Below are 13,483 nucleotides of genomic sequence, written 5' to 3'. Positions count from 1 at the left end.
GCGTTAAGCTCTCAAAAGTATTGAAAATAGCCGAGACAGACAGCCTGAGGCATTAAAAAACAGCCCCGGTTTCCCGAGGCTGTTCGCTAACAATTCGAAGGTTGAATCCTTCACAAAAAACAAAAAACAAAAAGCAAGGTTACCTTCTATCCATCAATTATCCCTCAGCAACCACTTCTTTCTTTGAAGTCTCCTTGCAGAAATACTTATTCAATTAGCGTGCCAGACCCCATTCATTTTCAACCTTTAACCTCTGTTAACGCTGACCTGTCACCCCACCCGTACGTCTATTTCTAGCACCTTCCGTTAAGCTGACGGGTGAGACTCCTTCTCGCTGTTTTTATACAACTGTTTAGAATAAAGCCTTTCAGTTCACCCCTTTTTTTACTGAGTGTGTTGTAAAGGAAATTCTAATATTTCAATATCACTATGGAGAACATCGTAGAATGCCGTAATCTTACTCATTACTACGGCGACAAAATGGTCTACGAGGACCTGAACTTTAACATTAAAAAAGGGAGTATACTGGGGCTGCTGGGAAAAAACGGAACCGGGAAAACGACCACCATCAATATACTGAATGGCTACTTAACGCCCCGTAGCGGAGAGTGTATTATTCTTGGTGAGAATTCGAAAAACCTGTCGCCTTACGTAAAATCCCAGATCGGTTACCTGATCGAAAACCACGTGCAGTATGCTTTCATGAATATTTACCAGATTGAAAAATTTTATTCGGGTTTCTACCCCAACTGGAAGCGTGATGCCTATTACGACCTGATGGCCAAACTAAAGGTAACACCCAAGCAAAAGATCTCAACCATGTCGTGCGGGCAGCGCTCGCAGGTAGCACTGGGCCTGATACTGGCACAAGACCCGCAACTGCTGGTACTCGACGATTTTACCATGGGGCTTGATCCGGGTTACCGACGCCTGTTTATCGACTACCTGCGCAACTATGCAAAAGCCGAAGGGAAAACCGTGTTTACCACTTCGCATATTATCCAGGACATGGAGCGACTGATCGACGAATGCATTGTTTTCGACTACAACAAGGTACTGGTTTACATGCCGGTGCAGGAGTTTATGACCACCTTCAAACAATTTGATTTCGAGGTCACCAACCCCAATGTTGAATTCGACAAAGGCGGGCTGGTTGAGAACTATGAAAAGATGGACAATTCAATTGAGCTTTTCAGCTATTCGACCGAAAAAGAAGTGAAAAGCTACCTGGCTTCGCAGGGCATCGAATACTCAAATTTCAAACAGGTGCCAATGACCCTCGAAGACGCATTTATAGGTTTAACCGGAAAATATTAGGATATGTGGAAATCAATGTTTTATAAAGAATGGATTAAAGTCAGGCTTGCTTCAATACTATCACTGGCAGTTGGTACAGTTGCCATTCTAGGTATTTATCTAAATGTCAGGCATACCTTTATCATTACAAATGCACACGAGTTTTGGGATGGAATAATCAATCAACGACACATCTATTTCAAACTATTTAAATACATACCCTTGGGAATTGGAATTCTAATTGGGCTCTCCCAGTTTCTTCCCGAGGTAAAAGACAAGAGAATTAAGCTTACCTTACACCTTCCGCTAAACGAAGAAAAAGCAGGTCTGAAAATGGTCGCTTTTGGCCTAACTTGTCTGTTAACCTTATATTCTATCTTGTCAGCACTGCTAATCCTTCCAGGCCGGTATTACTTTCCATACGAGGTTGTTGCCTTGTCGGCAAACACAATAATTCCGTGGTTTTCTGCCGGATTGGCTGCCTATTTCATAACCGGTTTAATTACCATTGAACCCTTATGGAAGTACAAAGTTTTTTATACGTTGCTGGGTTTTGCATTTATCAACCTGTTTTATCAATCCGACTTAGCAGGAGCCTATCAATATGCCTGGCTACCCTTTCTGGGAATTATTTCACTAGTGAGTATTTCTATTTTATTTTCAATTTACCGTTTCAGGAAAGGAGAAATGTAATGTTACAAAAATTTAGCAGATATCTATTGGTGGCAGCAGCCATCATCATCCTGTCCAGTGTTATTCCAACCATTTACAGAACCTTATTCAAAACTCCCTATAAGTACGAGAGCATTTATTACAGTTTACTGAAAGATGAGTTTTTCAAATCAAGATATGACTTTGAAACAAGTAGTTCAAACTACGAAAATTCAAAAGGGGAAGCGCTTACCGAAGAAGAGTTTCACAAAGCATGTCCTATCGAAAATTCGTATTTTCTCATCACCAAGGGACAATTTCCGGACAGTATAAACGGAATAAAAATCGATGTTGAAAAATTCCGCCCCGAAAGTGACTATGCATCTATTCGCAGTCAGTATTTCGAAACGCCTTCCTATCACCTTTTTCCGTTGATGGATTCAAAGGGGCCACTCACTTATCCGCAAGACGTATGCCGGATTGGCACAAACAAAGTCGAATTTATTGTAGCAGAAACCAATAAGGTTGATGAAGCCAAGAGCGACCAATATACCAGGGTATTCGACAACGAAGAATTCAGCTACCCCGTGAAATTATTGGCAGGAATACCAACGACCATGAAACCATACGATAACGGCTGGTTTATTACCGACAGTAAAGACGCCTTTTATCACATGAAAATGGAGAATGGAAAACCATTTTTGAAGAAGATCCAAACGCCCGAAGGTTTTAAGGTAAAATATGTGAGTCCATCAACGATTGAGTCGCGCAGTATACATGCCTATGTGATTTCGGCAGAAAACAAAATCTATGTCCTGAGCAGTTTGGATTACAGCTTGAACGAACTACCGATTTATGATTACAACCCCGAGCGGCACCACTCGTTGGAAGTAAGAAAAAACCCCTATTTCACCAGGATTAGCTTTTCGTCTTTTCATTCTAAAAAGGTGTATGTGCTCGACAGAAATTACAAGCTTCTTAATACCTTCGAAGAAACAGGCACTCCTTATGCCGAAATGACAGTTGGTAAAGCCTTTTCTGCTCTGTTTCCTTTTCATCTTAACTTTTCTGAAGGACACCACAGTTTTGTCAGGTTTGTATTCAAAGGATATAAGAATATTTCATGGATCGTCGTCAATACACTGCTGGTACTAGTGAACATTTTCATCATTATCCGGAAGAAAAGCAGGTTTAGAAATAATATTCTGGACTTGTTACTAGTTGCTGCAACAGGCATCTTTGGTTTTGTCGCAGTTAACCTGTTCCCAAATAAAGAATATTAAACATCACATCTCTTTAATAAGAAAAACAACCACTATGGAGAACATCGTAGAATGCCGTAATCTTACTCATTACTACGGCGACAAAATGGTCTACGAGGACCTGAACTTTAACATTAAAAAAGGGAGTATACTGGGGCTGCTGGGAAAAAACGGAACCGGGAAAACGACCACCATCAATATACTGAATGGCTACTTAACGCCCCGTAGCGGAGAGTGTATTATTCTTGGTGAGAATTCGAAAAACCTGTCGCCTTACGTAAAATCCCAGATCGGTTACCTGATCGAAAACCACGTGCAGTATGCTTTCATGAATATTTACCAGATTGAAAAATTTTATTCGGGTTTCTACCCCAACTGGAAGCGTGATGCCTATTACGACCTGATGGCCAAACTAAAGGTAACACCCAAGCAAAAGATCTCAACCATGTCGTGCGGGCAGCGCTCGCAGGTAGCACTGGGCCTGATACTGGCACAAGACCCGCAACTGCTGGTACTCGACGATTTTACCATGGGGCTTGATCCGGGTTACCGACGCCTGTTTATCGACTACCTGCGCAACTATGCAAAAGCCGAAGGGAAAACCGTGTTTACCACTTCGCACATTATCCAGGACATGGAGCGACTGATCGACGAATGCATTGTTTTCGACTACAACAAGGTACTGGTTTACATGCCGGTGCAGGAGTTTATGACCACCTTCAAACAATTCGATTTCGAGGTCACCAACCCCAATGTTGAATTCGACAAAGGCGGGTTGGTTGAAAACTACGAAAAGATGGACAATTCAATTGAGCTTTTCAGCTATTCGACCGAAGAAGAAGTGAAAAGCTACCTGGCTTCGCAGGGTATCGAATACTCAAATTTCAAACAGGTGCCAATGACCCTCGAAGACGCATTTATAGGTTTAACCGGAAAATATTAGAATATGTGGAAATCAATGTTTTATAAAGAATGGATTAAGATCAGGCTTGTTTTCTGGCTGTCGTTTGTGGTTGGAATCGGCATTGTTGTGGCCATGTATGCGATCATTAGAGGAGAGTTGGCAGACATGCCTACCAATCATTACATCTGGAATATGATCAACAGGAACTTTGTATTTTTTACTTTGTTCAAATTTGTTCCATTAGGAATTGGGACATTAATAGGAATCAGCCAATTTATTCCGGAAATAACCGAAAAGAGACTCAAGCTTACCCTGCATCTTCCATTAAATGAAGAAAAGGCAGGTTTGCAGATGGTTACATTTGGCGTAATAAGTATTTTCATCATTTTCTCGTTAATGCTTTTTGCCTTCCTCGGAATGGGGCGCTACTTCTTCCCCTTTGAAGTAATGCGGGTAGCAGCCATCACAGTTGCACCCTGGTTTATGGCTGGCTTTACCGCATATTTTGTTACCGGGATAGTAGCTATTGAACCCATTTGGAAATACCGCATTGCTTACCTCATCATCGGGGGCTTGTTTGTTAAAATGTATTTTGTACTGTGGGAGGCTGGTTCATATATTCATGCCAATGCCTTTTTCGCTGCACTGTTAGTACTTTTTAGCGTATCAATTTTATTTTCAATTTACAGATTCAGGAAAGGAGAAATGTAATGTTACATAAACTAAGCAGATATTTACTGGTATTAATTGGCATCCTTACGTTGGCCTATTCAATACCTATTTTATACAATACACTTTTCGACAAGAGGATCAATACACCACAAATACTCTATAGTGCCTTAAATGACGATTTTTACATCAGGCGCCACGATGACAAGAAAGTGCTGAACCCGGTCGACACAAAAGGTAAGGAATATACCCAAACACAAATGCTGGAGCAGTGCCCCATGTTTTATGCTCCTTCTTTGCACCAGTCCGGGCTTCTACCCGATAGTATTGATGGTGTAAAGATTGACATTGAAACCTGGCATAAACATTTTATTATGTACGGTTTCCTTCCCCAATCGCTCATGAACCCTTCCGACGAATACAGACTATTCCCCTTGTATGAGGCCACAGAAAAAATCACCTTGCCTGGAGACTTGTGCCGGATTAACAAAAGGGTGGAATTTGTGAACACACAAAGCAACAAAGTAAACGAAGAAAAAAGTGGGCTTTTTACCGATGCTTTTGAAAAGGAAGGATTTGTTTTCCCGGCAAAGATTATGGCAGGTAACTCCAGCCATAATAAAAATCGTGTTGATGGCTGGTTTATTACCGATCAGCGGGGAGACCTTTTCCATCTCAAAATGGAAAAAGGACAACCGTTGCTCAAGCGAATTGCCCTTCCGGAAGATTTTAAAATTAAGTATATGCAGTACCTGGAAGTGCAGAATGAAAAGCTATATTGCTTTATTATAACGGAAGATAACCGGTTGAATATACTCTATGCAAAAGACTATGAGATAGTTGAATTACCCATCTATGATTATATTCCAGAAGAACACAGCATATACATAATGGGCAACATGCTCTTTTATATGTTCCAGGTAAATACCGAAAACAGCGTGGCCGCTTATGCTGTCGATCACGACCATAACATTATGGATTCTTATTACGAAGAGTTCAAGCCAAAGTCGGAAATGTTAATGGGCAAAGCTTTCCACTTTATTTTCCCCTTTACATTAAAACTTACACATCCCAGATCGGATATAAGATATACCAACTACGTAAAGTTTAATTTCGAAGGATTCAAAACCTTTAATTGGATATACCTCAATCTGCTTTTACTTGTTATAACATACCTGCTAATTAGAAAAAGGAAGCTAAGGCTAAAAAACAATATGGTAGATTTACTGATCGTCGCTGCTACCGGGATATTTGGGTTTATTGCCATAAATGTTTTTCAGAACAAAGAGTACTGAATTTCCAAAATCCGTTGAATAAAAAAGAGGTTGTATGAACAGTAAAAGGAGAGGAGCAAGTGCTTCCTATTTTTCGAAAAACGATCTTCTTACATCCTCTTTTTTATTTATTAATCGAAAGTTTTTAATCCATATGTCTTGTTAATTATAATTTTATTTAGCTTTCAGGAAGAAATTTGCTATCGTGCATATAAAATATTTATTTTTATGCGATCTAAAGCAAATGAACTTAAGAAATAAACATATCAGGCAAATTGCAAAAGGAGATGTCGAAATTTTTAAACTATTCTACGAATCACTTTTTCAACCCTTATGTGTGTTTTCTTATACTTTTCTAAAGGACGAAAGAGAGGCACAAGACCTTACCCAAGACCTTTTCTTAACATATTGGAATAAAAAATCGGAATTTGAAACCCTTGATCTGGCCAGGGCTTTCTTATATAAAACAGCAAAAAACAGATGCTTCAACATATTGAGAACGCAAAAAATTCATCAAAAATACTCTGAATATGTTCTAAACAATGAGCAAAGTTATATTAAGCAGATGATCATTGAGAACGAAACGTACACCCTTCTTCATCAAACAATAAACGCCCTTCCTTCTCAAACCAAAAGAATAATCCGACTGAGTCTTGCCGGGTTAAAAAACAAAGAAATTGCCGATCATTTGAACATCTCCATTAACACGGTTAAAACACTAAAAGGACATGGATATGCAACGCTTCGGCAAAAGCTTTCCAGAGATATGTTGGCATTAACAATACTCTCGGTACTGTTAAACTAATTGCTTTGAATTTATTGTATTTGGGCAAGGTTAACTGCTTTTATTCCTCTCATGAACAATTTTTAATAAAAAAATTATTTTCTATTCACCCGTTTTTATTCGTAACGTGTTGATAAAAAAAGATTACCATGGATAGTATTAATCAACATCTGAAAATATCTAAACTGATAGCCAAGTCTATCGGTGGAGATATTGGCCCTGAAAGCCAAAAGGAGCTTGATTCATGGTTAAATGAATCCCCCGAAAACCTCCGATTATTCAATAGATTAAGAGACGACAACAACTTTAAGAACTGGGAAGAGATTTACCATCGTTTCAGCAAAGAGCAGTCGTGGCAAGAAATTGAACCATTGCTGAAAGGCAAAGCACCTAGCCGCAACATCTGGATGATAAGCTTGAAGTTTGCGGCCACACTACTTTTGCCACTTGCCATCTACATCCTGTTCAAGGTTGGAGGTCAAACTACATTGCCGGTGGAAACAACAAAAATGGTTAGTTTCGATCCCGGCCAACCACGGGCAGTTTTACTACTCGATAATGGTCAAACCCTTGATCTCGAAAACAAAGACACAACCGTAAACCTCGATGCCGGAGCTACCGACATACACATTGCTGACAATAAAATAGAATACACCCATAAAAAGAAACGCAATCAATCGGTTCAATACAATACCATCCTTATCCCTCACAGGGGAGAATTTTTTCTGGTTCTCTCCGATGGGACAAAAGTGTGGCTAAATGCCTCAACAACTATGAAGTATCCGGTTTCGTTCGATGGTAATACCCGAGAGGTTGAACTTTCGGGCGAAGCATACTTCGAGGTAAGCCCTGATGCAGACAGGCCCTTTATTGTAAAAACCAACCACGTTCAAGTTGAAGTACTCGGAACTCATTTCAATATAAAAGCCTATCCGGAAGACAAACTGGCACAAACTACACTCAGCGAAGGAAAAGTAAAAGTTATTGCCAACGAAAACGAGGTTATACTACTCCCCAATCAGCAGGCAAATTTTGTTGAGGGAAGTAGGGAGTTAAACGTTCAGAATGTGGATGCGGCAGTATTTACAGCCTGGAAAAACGGGAAATTTATGTTTGTGGACGAACGCATTAGCTACATCCTCAACGACCTTAGGAAATGGTACGACTTTGAAGTAAACTACGAATCAGATGATTTGAAAGACATCCGCTTCTCAATCAACGTTAACCGTTACGAAGATCTGAATGAGTTATTAAAACTAATTGAAGCAACAGATAAAATAAAATTTTCAATAGAAGGAAATAAAATTAATATACACAAGAGATAAAAAAACAGGAAATGCAAAAGCACTTCCTGAAATTCGGAGTTCGCACCTCCGTTTTTTTGAATCTAAAAATAACTTTCTAAAATTATGAAAAAAGATGTTAGGTTTCCAGCCTTTTGGTTCAAAAGGCTGGAAAAAATCAGGCGAATTATGCGGCTAACTGTTTTATTTATGCTTGCGGGTATTATGCAAATATCAGCAAATGTTTACTCCCAGGGCAATAAAATGAGTTTGAAATTTTCGGACATCACCCTGACCAAGTTGTTTTGGGAAGTGCAGCGCGTTACCGATTTTGTATTTGTGTATGGCACCGACGATCTGCAGGAAAACACCGAACCCATTTCAATCTCGATCGAAGATGCAACTATCCACGAGTTTATGAAAGAGGCACTGAAAGGTACCGATCTGACTTACACCGAAATTGATAAAGTTGTTGTTATTAAAAAGGCTGAAAAAAAAGAACAAAGCACTAAGGTAAAGTCGGGAAAGACTCAAAAACAGGAACCAAAAGGGAAAAAAATTACCGGGAAGGTTAAAGACAAAAACGGAACAACTCTGCCTGGTGTAAATATTCTTGTAAAAGGAACCGCCATAGGGGTACCCACTGATACCGACGGGAATTTCGAGTTATTGCTGCCCGAGGATAAAAACCGTATACAGGTTTCGTTTGTGGGATTTGTAACCCAGGAAGTTGAAGTTGGGAAGGAGTCGGATTTTTTAATCGTGCTCGAAAGCGACATCCAAAACCTTGACAACATTGTTGTAACCGGTTATCAAACCCTTTCACGCGAAAGGGCTACCGGTGCTTTTGTGTCGGTTAAAAGCGACGATCTGGATAAACAAATCGGCTCAACTTCACTTACCGATAAATTGCAAAGCGGTATGTTGCCGGGTGTCCTGATAGATAGAAATAATAATATAACTATCCGTGGGAAAAGCTCTATCAATGCCTCAACCGCACCGGTGATTGTATTGGATGGCTTCCCCATTGAATCCAGCATTGACAATATTAATCCCAACGACATCGAAAGCATTACCGTATTGCGTGATGCTGCTGCTGCTTCCATTTGGGGAGTCAGGGCATCAAACGGGGTGATTGTAATCACCACCAAAAGCGGGAAAGGGATACAGGCACCCGGCGATGCAAAAGTCAGAAATAATGCAAAATTCGACTTTTCTTCAACATTGAACATTTCTAAAATGCCAGACCTGGATGACCTTCGTTTAGCCGATGGACCAACAACCGTAGATTATCATCTTGAACAAATAGAAAAAGGCTATTGGAATCTGAACGAGACGGGATACTCCGATGGACTGTCACTCGTTATGGATGCCAAAAGAAAGCAACACCAGGGACTGATTTCTGAAGCCGAGGCAAATTCCATTTTCAATCAACTTCGTTCAAACAACATATTCGACGAAGCCACCGACCTGTTTTTCAGGAACAGTGTTTCTCAGCAATACAACTTATCGGTACTGGGCGCTACTGAAATTAGCAATTACTATGCTTCTGTAAACTACCAGAATAACAAATCATACAGCATAGGCAACAACAATGAAAGCCTGAACTTTATGGTTAAAAATAGTTTCAAACTCCTCCAAAAACTACGTTTCGACCTGATCATCAGCGGAAATTACAACAAAGGAGAACAAAATGGCATTTCCCTATATTCTTTAAAAGACTACAATGCCTACGAAAGAATCCTGGACGACAATGGAAATTATGTGCCAAGTTGGAGTAACGGGCCATCCTCGAATCAAATGACACTGGCTGAAGCACAGGAATTGGAAGCAAAAGGATATCACAACTGGACCTATAACCTTAAACAGGATTTTGACAACAAAGATAATTCATACAATAGTTTTTCTCCCCGAATAAACCTTGGTCTCCACTACGGTATTATTGACGGGCTAACATTTGATTCAAAATTTGTATATGAACAACGTGATTACAAAAAAGAATCATATTATAACACGGAGACCTGGTATTCCAGAGACTGGATAAACAAGTTTACACTCTACGAAAACGGGAATCTTACGTACCAATTCCCCAACGGACCAACCTTGTTTATAACAAACAATAAAATGAATGCTTATTCGCTCAGGAACCAATTCAACTTTAACCGGTCGTTTAACAACAGCAAACACGAAGTAATTGCCATACTGGGAACAGAAGTCAGCAGAAACATCCACCGAAGCCATGGCCAGTTATACAATAATTACGACAAAGATAAGTTAACATACGACTACATCGACCAAAGGGGGCTAGCCGGAGGTAAATACTACAACTGGAGAGGGCAACCAGGTTATTACAGTGTTCATAACTGGGAATTGCGGCGTACTGAAATAGAAAACCGTTTTTTCTCTGCCTATGGAAATGCCTCGTATACCTACAACCAGAAATATACCATTTCGGCAAGTGCCCGGATGGACGAATCAAATCTTTTTGGAGCAAGTGTTAACGACCGTATCACTCCTTTGTACAGTATTGGAGGTGCCTGGAAAATATCAAAAGAAGACTTTTTCAACGTAGATGTAATCGATTACCTGAATCTGCGGTTTACAACAGGTGTAAACGGGAATATCGACAAAAAAACCAGTAAAGAACTTGTTGCAGCCGCTGATAAAGATTATTATACACAAGAAGGTTATCTGGACATTGAGTCACCCGAAAACAAAGAACTGAAGTGGGAAAGCACCCGCACCAATAACCTTGGTATTGACTTGAGTATATTCAACAACCGAATCAGTACCCGGATTGATTTGTACAACAGGAAAAGTTTCGATCTTTTAGGTTATGTCGCCTCAGACCCCACCAATGGCTTTGGTCAGGTATATAAAAATACTGCAGAGGTAAAAAACAACGGATTCGACATTGATATCGACGCGCTTGTTTTCGACGGGGAATTCACCTGGGAAACCGGGATAAATATTTCGTACAACAAAAACGAAGTAACAAAAGTATACAATCCCAACCCTACCGTGTGGAACTACCTTTACTATCTGCCGGGTAAAGAAATACTGGGAAGACCTCTCGACCATCTTTATTCTTACCGATGGGCAGGTTTGAGCAGCGAAGGAGAACCACAGATTTACGATGATAAAGGAAACATTGTTTCCTGGGAAGAGCCCGACCTGGAACACCACGAATGGCTGGTTTATTCAGGATCATTCGCGCCTAAGTTTTTTGGGGCATTTTCAAACACATGGAATTATAAAGGGCTCACTCTGAACGCAATTTTTTCATACAAACTGGGACATATGATGCGTATGCCATCTCCTATGCACAACGGTGCTTACTTGAGCTCAGACATTGCCAAGCGCTGGAAAGAAGCGGGAGACGAGGACCATACTTATGTTCCTAAAACGCCGGATAACTACTCGAATAAAGGTGAGCGTACCGACTTTTATCAGTACAGTGATTTTCGGACACAGTCGGCGTCCTACATCCGTTTAAGCAACGTAAGCCTCACGTATGATCTTCCCAAGCGTTTAACAGGGAGACTGTTTGACAATGTGCAACTACAAGCGCAAGGACGCAACCTGTGGCTCTGGACTAAAAATGACGAAGATGTTGACCCGGAAACTTCAGATAAAATGGGAGGGGTAAATTTTGGTATCACACCTGAATATACTTTCGGAATAAGAGTTCAATTTTAAATAATGGGAAGGATGAAACGAGTGTAGAAATCAGGATTTCCATACAGGAGGATCATTCTAAGCAAGTTTCATCGAATGCCATTGAAAAATTTTAAATATAACGAGATGAAGAAAATAATTATACTCACTTTAACTCTGGCAACTTTAACTTTTCTGGGTTGCGAAGACTACATGGACATTAGCCCTAAGGGAAAAGTTATTCCCGAAACAATCGACCATTACCAGGAACTAATGTCCAACCGGAATAAATTCCAGATTGGTCCAACTAATATGTTTCAATTATCGGACGAGATAGTCATGTATGACGATGAGATCAACCGGTTGTTTACAAAAATTATCGAGACCGAAAATACCTATTTATTCCGGGATCACATTTATCTGAGTACCGATGACCCGGATTCCGATTGGGAGTCACTCTATGGGCAAATTTACGTTTGCAATGTGGTTTTAGACAACATTGATCAAGCAGAAGGAAATAATGAAGAATTACGGAAGCAGGTAAAAGGAGAAGCGCTGGCCCAAAGGGCACATGCTTTCTTCTGGCTCATAAACCTGTATGCCAAACAATACGATAATACTACCAGTGCAACCGACCTGGGAGTCCCAATGCCAGTTGAAGCTGATGTGAATGCTACGCTCGAAAGAACTACTGTTCAGGCAGTATATTCCTTAATCGAAAATGATCTACTGGAAGCTGAAAAAGTGCTGCCGCTTACACCGGAATTCAATTACAGACCGAGCAAACCTGGCGTACAAGGCTTACTGGCCAAGATGTACCTTAATATGGGTAAATTTGACAAAGCGTTGGAATATGCCAACAAATCGCTTTCGGAATACTCGTTCTTATACGATTATAAAACGTTCGACTTTCATCCGTTCATGCCCAAATTTATGGGCCCATTCCCCTGGCCGAGTGTTGTTATCGATGATCAGGAAGCAGTTTGGGGCCGAAGCCCATCTTTCCCTTTCCCCTATACTGTTGCCGTATACATAACCGATGAGTTAAAAGCCTTATACGATGAAGGTGACCGCCGTTACTACTTTTCGTTTATCGAAGCTTCGATGTTTGGACCAAACCTGCATGGCCCTTCCATTATTGCGCCAGGATTACGGCACCGTTCCGGAATACATACTGCAGAACTGTATCTTATCAGGGCAGAATGTAATGCCCGTTTGGGAAATGCAGCTGCTGCCATTAATGATTTAAATACACTGCGTGAGAAACGTTTTAACGAAGGAGCCTTTGTTGCGTATCCAACCGATTTGAGTAGCGACGAGGCCCTTAACCTTGCTCTAAAAGAAAGAAGAGTTGAACTGTTTTTGGATGGCCAGCGCTTGTTCGACCTTAAAAGGTTAAACAAAGAGCCCCGGTTTGCCAAAACCATTACCCGTACGTTCAAAGGAGAAACTTATACCATTGAACCGGATGACGAAAATTATGTTTTGGCAATCCCTAAAAAAGTGATAGCCCTGAATCCTAAGATTGAACAAAATCCGCGTGCCGGACGAAATTAAAACTATCCTCCCAGGTAATTGAATAAATAAAATTGCGGGAGGCATTCATCTGCCTCCTTCTTTTTTCCCATTAACAGAGTTAGGTCGCTCATTTTCGGAAATATAATACCCCGTAAATGAATGAAAGCACGGGTACAAAACAATTT

Annotated in this window: 10 protein-coding genes; all 10 read left to right on the top strand. The window is 40.5% G+C overall.

Translation table 11 applies throughout. From position 1 onward, the window contains the following. The first annotated feature begins 429 nt into the window (after positions 1–429). The 10 genes from D1614_RS03835 to D1614_RS03795 all read left to right on the top strand — a co-directional run bounded on the left by D1614_RS03835 (position 430) and on the right by D1614_RS03795 (position 13,337). The gene (locus tag D1614_RS03835; RefSeq protein WP_119436572.1) at positions 430–1,317 is read left to right on the top strand and encodes an ABC transporter ATP-binding protein; all 888 of its coding nucleotides are present in this window, start codon (positions 430–432) and stop codon (positions 1,315–1,317) included. Between the two features lie 3 nt (positions 1,318–1,320). Further along, positions 1,321–1,989, top strand: a complete 669-nt coding sequence (locus D1614_RS25725) for a hypothetical protein (RefSeq protein ID WP_162304401.1) — start codon at positions 1,321–1,323, stop codon at positions 1,987–1,989. Further along, a complete protein-coding gene (locus tag D1614_RS03830; protein ID WP_162304400.1) occupies positions 1,989–3,230 on the top strand; it encodes a DUF4857 domain-containing protein in 1,242 nt (413 codons plus the stop codon). The genes D1614_RS25725 and D1614_RS03830 overlap by 1 nt, the downstream gene beginning before the upstream one ends. A gap of 34 nt (positions 3,231–3,264) precedes the next feature. Then, positions 3,265–4,152: an ABC transporter ATP-binding protein gene (locus D1614_RS03825; protein ID WP_119436570.1), complete on the top strand. Its 888-nt coding sequence runs from the start codon at positions 3,265–3,267 to the stop codon at positions 4,150–4,152. A gap of 3 nt (positions 4,153–4,155) precedes the next feature. After that, positions 4,156–4,824 (top strand): hypothetical protein, encoded by a 669-nt coding sequence (locus D1614_RS03820; RefSeq protein ID WP_119436569.1) that lies wholly within the window; start codon positions 4,156–4,158, stop codon positions 4,822–4,824. Continuing rightward, complete coding sequence (locus D1614_RS03815) at positions 4,824–6,077, top strand: DUF4857 domain-containing protein (protein WP_119436568.1); 1,254 nt, start codon at positions 4,824–4,826, stop codon at positions 6,075–6,077. Before D1614_RS03820 ends, D1614_RS03815 begins: the two co-directional genes overlap by 1 nt. A gap of 184 nt (positions 6,078–6,261) precedes the next feature. Further along, a complete protein-coding gene (locus D1614_RS03810; RefSeq protein ID WP_147384005.1) occupies positions 6,262–6,861 on the top strand; it encodes an RNA polymerase sigma-70 factor in 600 nt (199 codons plus the stop codon). A 128-nt stretch (positions 6,862–6,989) separates the two neighbouring features. Continuing rightward, on the top strand, positions 6,990–8,165 hold the full coding sequence (locus D1614_RS03805) for a FecR family protein (RefSeq protein WP_119436566.1): 1,176 nt from the start codon (positions 6,990–6,992) through the stop codon (positions 8,163–8,165). A gap of 147 nt (positions 8,166–8,312) precedes the next feature. Then, positions 8,313–11,822, top strand: a complete 3,510-nt coding sequence (locus D1614_RS03800) for a SusC/RagA family TonB-linked outer membrane protein (RefSeq protein WP_162304399.1) — start codon at positions 8,313–8,315, stop codon at positions 11,820–11,822. Between the two features lie 105 nt (positions 11,823–11,927). Next, positions 11,928–13,337 carry a RagB/SusD family nutrient uptake outer membrane protein gene (locus D1614_RS03795; protein WP_162304398.1) on the top strand — a complete coding sequence of 470 codons (1,410 nt, stop codon included), beginning with the start codon at positions 11,928–11,930 and terminating at the stop codon, positions 13,335–13,337. The last annotated feature ends 146 nt before the right edge of the window (positions 13,338–13,483 follow it).

Source organism: Maribellus luteus, assembly GCF_003576475.1.
GTDB classification, from domain to species: domain Bacteria; phylum Bacteroidota; class Bacteroidia; order Bacteroidales; family Prolixibacteraceae; genus Draconibacterium; species Draconibacterium luteum.
The sequence above is the reverse complement of the archived record's forward strand: the minus strand, read 5'-3'. Positions and strand labels throughout refer to the sequence as shown.